Source organism: Sphingomonas sp. Leaf32, assembly GCF_001421765.1.
Classification (GTDB): domain Bacteria; phylum Pseudomonadota; class Alphaproteobacteria; order Sphingomonadales; family Sphingomonadaceae; genus Sphingomonas.
The window spans coordinates 127,849-136,400 of sequence record NZ_LMLA01000002.1; the positions used below are offsets into that span (position 1 = coordinate 127,849).

Sequence of the window (8,552 nt, forward strand, 5' to 3'; positions counted from 1 at the left end):
ATGTTGATCGATCGGGCTCGCCAGTCTATCCCAGCAACCCCATGAGTTTTCCGAGTTTTTCGAGTTCTGCATCGTCGGCCGACGGCGATCGGCCCGACTTCGTCGTCGTCGACGTCGAGACGGCATGTTCGAATGTCAGCAGCATCTGCCAGGTCGGCATTGTCGGGTTTAGTAGCGGGGTGCAGACTTTTGAGTATGAGACGCTGGTCGATCCGCTCGACCGCTTTTCCTCATTCAATGTCCGCATCCACGGGATCACAGGCGATCACATCGTCGGCACGCCGACCTTTGCGGGTATCCACGCGGCGATCGACGGCCATCTCGCCGGTCGGATCACGGTGGCGCACTCCTATTTCGACAAGGGCGCGCTGGGCGCCGCATGCCGGATCCATCGCTAGCCGACGGTCGAGACGACGTGGCTGGACAGCGTGCGGGTCGCGAAGCGCGCCTGGCCGGAGCTGCCGAGCCACCGGCTGAACGTGCTGAGCAAGTTTCTCGGCATTCGGCACAAGCACCACGACGCGTTGAGCGACGCGCGCGCGGCCGGCATGGTGATCGTGCGCGCGATCGAGCATACCGGGATCGACCTTGCCGGCTGGCTAACGCCGGTGAACGCGCGCGGCGGACCTGCGCCTAAGCCCGCCGCCATCGGCCCGCTCCGGGGCGAGCGCATCGCGATCCTTGGCGCGCCGCGCCACGGCGCGTTGGCGCGGTGCCTGGCGGCAAACGGCGCGCGGGTGGTCGCGTTGGTGGGTTAGACCACGACGATGCTGGTCGTCAGCAACGATCAGCCGTTCGGCCGCTTTTACGCCGCTTATGCCGATCATCGGAAGGCGGAGGCGATGCAGCGGCCCGGCGCGGCGATCGCAATTTTGCCGGAAGACAAGATCCGGCGCAGGCTAGCGCTGCCGCTTGCCTGCTGAGCGCTGGATCGCAATTACCTTGCCGCAAGCATCTCGACGGATGAGGTTCAGCCATTAGGATCGGCGTATGCCCGTTCCGTTCCTGTCTCCCGAAATCCTAGCTCTTCTTGGGTTGGTGTATAAGCATAATGACGAGCGGGTTGCGGAGGTGCGCGACCGTCACCTTCTCTTCGCGCACTACACGTCGGCCGAGAGCGCGTTCAGCATTCTGTCGGGTCGATCGCTATGGCTGCGCAACGCAGCGGTGATGAACGACCATTCCGAGATCGCATATGGTCGCGCGATCCTCGATATCTTGATCGAGGGCGATCTAGGCAAGCGGATGTGGGCGGTTCTCGACAATGCGCACGATGGCGTGTCGAACGACATCCGGGCCCGCTACTACCATGAGGCGCACTACGCCCGCGAGATGACCTTCATGAGTTCGCTTTGCGAGCATGATCGCGACGATTCACTCGGCCGCCTCTCGATGTGGCGTGCCTATGGCGGTCCGACGGCGGGGGTCGCGCTGGTGTTCAATTCCCATGTGGTGACGGAGACGGGCTTCGACCTCGGGATCTACGCTTCGCCCGTGCTCTACGGCGGGGAGGCGGAGGTGTATGCGGAACTGCGCCGGGTGGTCGAGGCGATCGAGGCGAACGCCCACGTGATCTCGGCAGTCGATCGGATGATGGTGGCCGATGTCCTTTCGAACGCGCTGCGTTTCGCGCTGCTCTCTACGAAGCACCCTGGTTTCTGCGAGGAGCGGGAGTGGCGGCTAATCTGCATGCTGGATCAGATACCGAAGGGCGCACCGGTCGAGCAGATCATCAGGTCGGTGGGTGGCATCCCGCAGCGAATATACGAGCTGAAGCTCCCCGAACCCTCGGGTGCCGCCGGGACCGCGCTGCGTTGGGACAGCCTCCTCGACCGGATCATCATCGGCCCGTCGGTCTTTCCCGAGACGATCAAGGACGCCCTCGAGCGCGAGCTCAAGCGTCAGGGCGTCGGACGTTGGGATCAGCTAGTCGAGATCAGCGACATACCTCTACGGCGTTGATCGCCAAAAGCGCACTGGCGGTCAGTTGCCGCGGTGCCGATGCAGGGGCTCCAGCAAGCTGACCATGTGGTCGAGCATGTCTGGTCCAGTCCTGCGTGGCATGGGTTCGTCGGCGTAGTCCTGGTGCGGGCGCACACCGTTGTGCGTAAGTTCACCGGCGCCGAGCTGGATCAGCTCCATCACGAACGGGTCCTTGTCGCGCTCGTCGAAAGACAGCGCCGCCTTTGCGCCGAGACCGGCGATGACGTCACACAGCTGAACCGCCGCAGAGTCATGCGACCGCACGGCGGTGGTGGAGCGCACGCGGAGCGGGAATTCGACACTCGTCCCATCGCCCATTATTACGGGGCCGGGTTCGCAGTCGTCGCGCAGGATCGTCTCCCACACATCGCGTTGCCGTAGGAAGTTGCTGGATTCGTCATGCACGACGTTGAAGTCTTCGGGCCTCTGCTGCCGCCAGTGGACGACGGTCGACAGTACGGCGGTGAGCTGGATCTCGCTGCTGTCCTCGAACGTCTCCAGGTCGGGATTGGAGATCTCGAACGTCCTGGCACCCTCAGCGAGCATCGCGAAGATCGTCGATATCGGGTGCTTGGTGCCGTTCGCAGTCTGGGTGAGGTGCGTGCGCAATGCATCCATGGTATCGCGCTTCGGCGCGCGGGCGAACGCATCCCAGCGGCTGGCGGTTTCGTCGTATAGCGTCTCCCCGCCGAAGCGGCGGAGATCGCGGTGGATCGTGTTCATGTATCGGCGGGCGTAGCCGTTGCCGTAATAGTCGTAGCCACCTGCGGTGAACGTGGGTTCCAGCAGATAGTCGAACATCTTGACTATCAACGAGAAGCGCTTGTCGATGATGTAGAGGAACAGCCGGTCGGCGACGGCCGGGATCTCGCCTGACAGCGCGCGCAGGCCGTTCCGATGGGTGTCGCGCTTCCAGATGTTGCCGAACTTGAACTCCGCCCCTTGGTAGCGTGGGAAGCACCGGCGCAGGATCGCTGCGGCCTCTTCGTCGTCGATCAGCGACGATGCGATAGTGAGGAACGGCTGGTCGTGATTGTATAGGTCGTCGCCCGTGTAGCCGGACTCATCGATGTAGATTGTCGTCATGCGCATGATGTGGGTGACGACCCGCCATTGCGGAAGGTCTCGCTCCGCCAGATCCGTCGGGAGATACGCTGCTTGTGTCGATGACCCGAATCGCTGCACTCGCATGTGGCGAGGGGGAGCCCGATCTACTAGCTTCCTTGCATGGCTACGAGCATCACCAGCGCCGAAGAACTCGCGCGCGCGCGTCGCGACGGCAAAGTCGCCGCCGAGACATTTGATGAAACCCTTCGGGAACTCGTCGAGGCGATCGTGGCCACCGATGCCGTAGAGGTCCTCGCGCGTGCCGGCTTTCACTTGCTTATGCGCGGTCCCGACCGCCCCGAACAGGTCGGGAAGGAAGGTGTTGAACTTTCCCACCTCGAACTGATCCAGGCGCTTGCACTGTCGACGGCGCGGGGCGCAGGAGAGGCCGACACCGACTATCCGGCGATCACGTCCAGGGTGCTCAACCTGATCGGGCGCAATGTCGTTGCATATCGTGATCGCACCAAGCTGAAACTGAACGGCGACCAAGCGCATGACGAGCGCACGCGCCTGCTCGCACTCATACAGAGCTGGACGCTAGCGGTCCGCGGCGCTCGGCATGAATTCCAAACACGTCGCTACGCCTTTGCGCTTGCAAAGATCGTGGATGCTTCCTTCCACCATCATCATGGCTGCACGGCGACCAGTTGGGTTCAGGCGATCGGACGATTCTACGATCTTGTAGAGGAACGTCTCCAAGCCGAGCGCGCATCCCTCCGCCGCTGGGTTCGCAAGAAATCTGGCATCGCGATGATCCACGCCTTCGTCGAGGGCCTAGACGACAAGACGGCTGCCGAGATCTCAACGGCTGCCATGCCCTATCGCTATGATCGTGATCACGTCACCGCGCTGCTGATAAACCGATTCGAGCAACGGCTTAGCGGCGCGTTTACGCTGTGCTATGAGGACTTGGTCGCCGAGACGCCGACGAAAGAACGGGATGCGCTGATCGGCCTCCTACGCCGATGCGCGCTGCGGTTCGGTGAGGTCGACAATTCGGCGCTCGAACGCCTCCATCTGGACAATCCCGTGCGCATGAGGCCGTTCATCGAGCTTGACGCCCAAAGCTTCTTTTGCCCAGTGCCTCATATTCTTGGCGTCCAGATGAGCGAGATGCTCGAGGATTTGTGCGCCATCAACCCAACGCTCAAAGAAAAAGCCGAGAAGGCGAGAGCGGACCTGCTCGAAGAGCAACTCGCCGATGTCGTCCGACGCTTCCTGCCAAGCGCCGAAGTGCGCGAGAAGGTGAAGTGGAGCGAGGATGGCGGGATCACGACCTGGGAGTCCGACCTTGTTGCGGTGATCGACAAGACCGTGCTGGCGTTCGAGGCCAAATCGGCGAAGATCAGCTCGCCAGCGCGTCGAGGCGCCGTCAACAGCCTAAAGGACGCCCTAAAGGAGCTTGTAGTCAAGCCGTCACGCCAGTCGCTGCGCTTCAAAGCGCGAGTCGACAACGCAGACGGTCCGCTCCACTTCGACACCGCCCAAGGCCCCTTCACGATTAATGCAGGCGCCATACGGTCGGTCATCCGAGTAAATATCTTGCAGGATCCTGTCGGGCCGCTCTCCTCGCACTGGCCGCAGCTTGCCTGCGCGGGTTTCGTGCCGGCCGAACTCGACATCGCACCCTCAATGACCGTCTTCGATCTCGAAACGGTGTTCGAGACGCTTTCGCTCGAGATCGAGCGCTGCCATTATCTCGCCCGGCGCGCCGAGTTGGAGCGCAACGCCGTCTACACGGCTGATGAGCTCGACCTCCTCGCGGTTTATCAGGAACATCAATTTAACATTGGTGAGGCCGAGTTCGACGGCACCCGCCTCGAATGGTATGGGGCTTCGCTTAGGCTTACCCCGGAATATTCGGCCCGTAGGGCAGAGGGGACTCTTTCCGCTCAGATGCGGCGGACCGGCTTTTGGGCGGATCTGCTCGGATCGCTTGAGCAAAAGCGGGAGGTGGGCTGGACCCGTCTTGGGCATCGACTGCTCAACGCCAATGTGAACGTCCAGCGCCGTGTCGAGCGCTTATACGAAAAGGGCATGCAAGCAGTCTCTCGGGATCCTAGCAAGTTCTTCACTTCAGGAGTGACGGTCGGATCTAGGTTCCGGCTCGACACTATCTCCGTGAGTGTCGGTGCGCCCGAATCGCCTGAGCAGTTCGAGGATAATCTCCAATACGCGGCGAAAAGAGCATTCGAACAGGGAGGACAGCAATCTCTTTTGGCACTCTACTGGTTCGTTCCTAAGTCGGGCGAAGCATATGACTTCATCGGCGTGATGCGAAGACATAGGACTGCCAGTGGCGTTGCCAGAAAAATTTAGCAGATGGCCGACCAAAACAATTTTGATTGGACGCCTCACTGGGTGATCGCGGTGCCAAGTCTACTGGCTGCCATTTAGCACTCCCAGTCATCTGAACAAAGGTCTACTTTCCTCACTCGACCGGCTAAACAATGCCATTCTGCTAACGGCCCAGTTCAGGCAATCTTCGACGAGAGCGGATGTTCGTTGGAGGCCCGGTCTTGATCGGAGCTGCCGTTCGGAAGGTTGCGTACTTACGACGGCTTTGTCCCACGACCCGTCGGCAGCAGCCGACCAGACATGGCCTTTCGCAGGCTAGGCAGTCAAAGGCAGCTTGTGCCGAAACCCGCCATTCGGGTCGGAGAGCGCAGCGAGTAGAGGCCTGGTCCCGCCCGTGAGCTTGGGATACGCCGACATTTCTCATCTTTGTTGTCGGTGGTGCTGCAAATGTTGGTCGCGCTGCCAGCACCGATCTGACAGGATCGTGCCAATGAGAAACAACCCGGTTGGATTGCCTGAAACCGCTGTTGATCGCTACCTTCGCGAGGAGCGTGAACGTGCCAATATGTTCAAGGATGTCTTCGCCGGCGGCGCGGTGGCTGAGGCGATGCGGGCGGCGACCCTTCACGACAGGCTGTTTCACGGGATGGACTTCGACAAGCCTTACCGCGGTATACTCGATACGCTCGAACGAGACCGGAAGGAGCGCGAACGCTACAAGGAACTGACGAGCACGGCGTGGGCTCTGTCGGTGACCGAGACGGCGCGCAGCATCGCCCAGCGGAGCACGGGCCTTGTAGAGCAGCAGCAGCGTCTGTCGTCGTCGGTAGTAGATACGATGCGAGCGTTCGACGCAAACCGATCGACTGTGGCGACCGCGTTGGCCGCCGCGCGCGCCGGCGACAGCTATCGCCGGATCATCGAGGACACGTTGCCGAAGATGACCGGGTTCAGCGCCATCGCCGAGCGGATGCGCCTTGTCGATGTCATGACGCTGCGCGCCGGTGAAGGGGTGGTCGCTTCCGCCACCGCGCTTGCTGCCGAGATGGTCTTGGAAACGCAGCGAATCTCCGAAGCGATCGCGGCGGCAGCGACCGAGGATGAGGGCGCGGCGCTCTTCAGCGAGCTGTTCGAAAAGGTAACCGCCTATGTGGCGACGCTTGGCCCCAAGACGATCGCCGAGCTCAATACGATGGGGCTCATGCAGTGGACTGCGTGGCTATTCGGCTTTCTGGGCTTCGTGCTGGCGATAGTCGCGTTGATCCCGAACCCCTCGGCTGAGCAGCAGCGCGCCATCACCGAGCTCAACCAGAAATATGAGGTGCTGCACCAGGAGACCGACCGGCTGAGCGAAGCGGATGCGAAGGCGAGCGAGGAATTCCTCGACGCCTTGCCGCGTGCCGAGATCGTGCGCGACGCGACCCTGCGCCGCAAGCCCGAGCGGGCGGGCGAGGTGGTACTGCACATGCAGGCCGGTGATGCCGTCGTTATCGAGGAGGCCCAGGGACGCTGGCGCCTTGTCGTCTTCCGCGATCCGCTGTCGAACCAGCTTTCGCGCGCCTGGGTCTATTATACCGCGCTCACCCCGCTCGCCGACGCGCTCGACGTGAGAGGCGACTGAGGCGCGAGGTGGAGCGGCGCCGGGCGGCGCCGTTCTGCAGGGAACGGGCCCGGCCCACACCGGAGGGCGCACCCCTGGAGGAAGCTGACGCGGGAGGAGGGGCGCTGGTCACGATGGGGCCGAACGACGAAAAGCCGACAGATGCCGGCTGCATCCTCAGATCGCGTCTGCGGCCTGACCACCCTTGGCGATGACGGACGCGGTGAGAGAAGCGATCGGCCACCCCAGAGCGCGTGAGATTGCCGGCGGCCGCTGATAGACCCCGCGGGCCGCGTCATGGCTGATGAGGCCGCGCCGGTAGGACTCGGGAAGGGCCTCCCACCAGTCGGGTGATATGTAGCTGTTCTCGAGGTATTCGAGTGCGAGCCGCGTGGTCGCTGCCGCCTTGAGCTGATCGTCCAGCGCATCGAAGGATTGCACGAACCGGGCGGCGGGGCCGTCATCGGTGCCGCTCCAGCCAAATACAATGACCGATTGCCCGGCAAAGGAGGTGATGTTGAGCGTCACATGCTCGAACGCCTGCGTCCCATGGGCGATGCGCTGGAGGAGCGTGCCAGTGAGATCATTGTCCGGAAGGAAGGTGCCGCAGCATGCGACGGGGAGCAGCTGGTTGAAGCGAGTCCAAGAATAGGAAAAGCCCGTGAAGTTCTGCGCGACGAGCCCCGCTTCATAGGCCTCTTTGCGTGCATGGGTCGCCGCTGCGGCCCGGCGGGCGCTATGTTGCACGTTGCGCGCCATGTTCTGCGCCAGCTCGTGATGCTCAACGGGCGCCCCTTCGTCGAGTCGAAACAGGATATCTGAGGCGGCAAGCTGCGCCCGCTTCAAATAGGCCTCGAAACATACTGCCCGATAGGAGAAAAGCAGTGCCTCGGCAAAGCCGATGATGCAGTCCTTTCCTTCGATGGGCCGGAAGAGATCGCGGTCGTGCTCCGCGCAGAAGCCGGGGAAGACTGATGCCTGGCCGATGCCGACAAGGCGCGGCACCAGCCTGCCTTGGTTCTTTTCCATCTCGGGCATTGTGGTGGTCAAAGAATAGACACGGCTGTCACGTGCGATCGCCTCAAGGCCGCCGCTCTTCTGGACGGTATGGGCCCTGACAATCTGGCCGCCGCAGGGCTGGCCTGCTGCGTTGGCATGGGAGCAGTAACGGCGCTGCAGCTCCTTGATGTAGTGGGCAGCCGCCTGATGAATATTGAAAGACGGCATATGCTCGCGGCCATCGTGGCAGAGCTTGAACTTCTTCTCCGATCCGCACCAGCATCGATCGTTTCGCCCGATCGTCTTCGGACGGAAGACCGTGGGCAGTCGATTGAGGGGCTGAGTCAGCGATGAATGTAGCAGCGGTGTTCGGCCTGTCATGGCAGTGCCTTTACGCGGTGGTGTAGAAGGCGTCGAAACGGAAGCGTGGCATAAGGGCGCAGGTGACGTGACCCCCGTTTTTTCCTCCAGTTGGAGCTAGAGTCCGACCCCGGAAAGGGACGGACAGATGAAGCGGAAGCAGTTTTCGGAAGAGCAGATCATCGGCATCCTGAAGGAGGCC

General features: G+C 62.1%; 8 protein-coding genes. 6 read left to right on the forward strand and 2 right to left on the reverse strand.

The window, feature by feature from the left end; all coding sequences use genetic code 11:
- Positions 1-41: 41 nt before the first annotated feature.
- The 4 genes from ASE83_RS18890 (at position 42) to ASE83_RS06005 (ending at position 1,962) form a co-directional block, all read left to right on the forward strand.
- Complete coding sequence (locus ASE83_RS18890) at positions 42-398, forward strand: exonuclease domain-containing protein (protein ID WP_235515974.1); 357 nt, start codon at positions 42-44, stop codon at positions 396-398.
- Positions 399-479: 81 nt separating this feature from the next.
- Positions 480-758 (forward strand): hypothetical protein, encoded by a 279-nt coding sequence (locus tag ASE83_RS18895; RefSeq protein ID WP_235513102.1) that lies wholly within the window; start codon positions 480-482, stop codon positions 756-758.
- 9 nt (positions 759-767) lie between these two features.
- Positions 768-923 carry a hypothetical protein gene (locus ASE83_RS18900; RefSeq protein WP_235513103.1) on the forward strand — a complete coding sequence of 52 codons (156 nt, stop codon included), beginning with the start codon at positions 768-770 and terminating at the stop codon, positions 921-923.
- Between the two features lie 115 nt (positions 924-1,038).
- A complete protein-coding gene (locus ASE83_RS06005; protein ID WP_162236643.1) occupies positions 1,039-1,962 on the forward strand; it encodes a DUF2971 domain-containing protein in 924 nt (307 codons plus the stop codon).
- A gap of 21 nt (positions 1,963-1,983) precedes the next feature.
- Here ASE83_RS06005 and ASE83_RS06010 read toward each other — a convergent pair whose 3' ends face one another.
- Positions 1,984-3,069 (reverse strand): DUF3800 domain-containing protein, encoded by a 1,086-nt coding sequence (locus tag ASE83_RS06010; RefSeq protein ID WP_162236593.1) that lies wholly within the window; start codon positions 3,067-3,069, stop codon positions 1,984-1,986.
- A gap of 141 nt (positions 3,070-3,210) precedes the next feature.
- On the opposite strand from ASE83_RS06010, the gene ASE83_RS06015 reads away from it, so the two are divergent.
- Complete coding sequence (locus ASE83_RS06015) at positions 3,211-5,412, forward strand: hypothetical protein (protein WP_055785279.1); 2,202 nt, start codon at positions 3,211-3,213, stop codon at positions 5,410-5,412.
- A gap of 469 nt (positions 5,413-5,881) precedes the next feature.
- The gene (locus ASE83_RS06020; protein ID WP_156352787.1) at positions 5,882-7,012 is read left to right on the forward strand and encodes a hypothetical protein; all 1,131 of its coding nucleotides are present in this window, start codon (positions 5,882-5,884) and stop codon (positions 7,010-7,012) included.
- Between the two features lie 156 nt (positions 7,013-7,168).
- On the opposite strand, the gene ASE83_RS06025 is transcribed toward ASE83_RS06020, so the two are convergent.
- Entirely contained in the window at positions 7,169-8,371 is a 1,203-nt protein-coding gene (locus ASE83_RS06025) for a YecA family protein (protein WP_082443147.1), read from the reverse strand.
- Between the last annotated feature and the right edge of the window lie 181 nt (positions 8,372-8,552).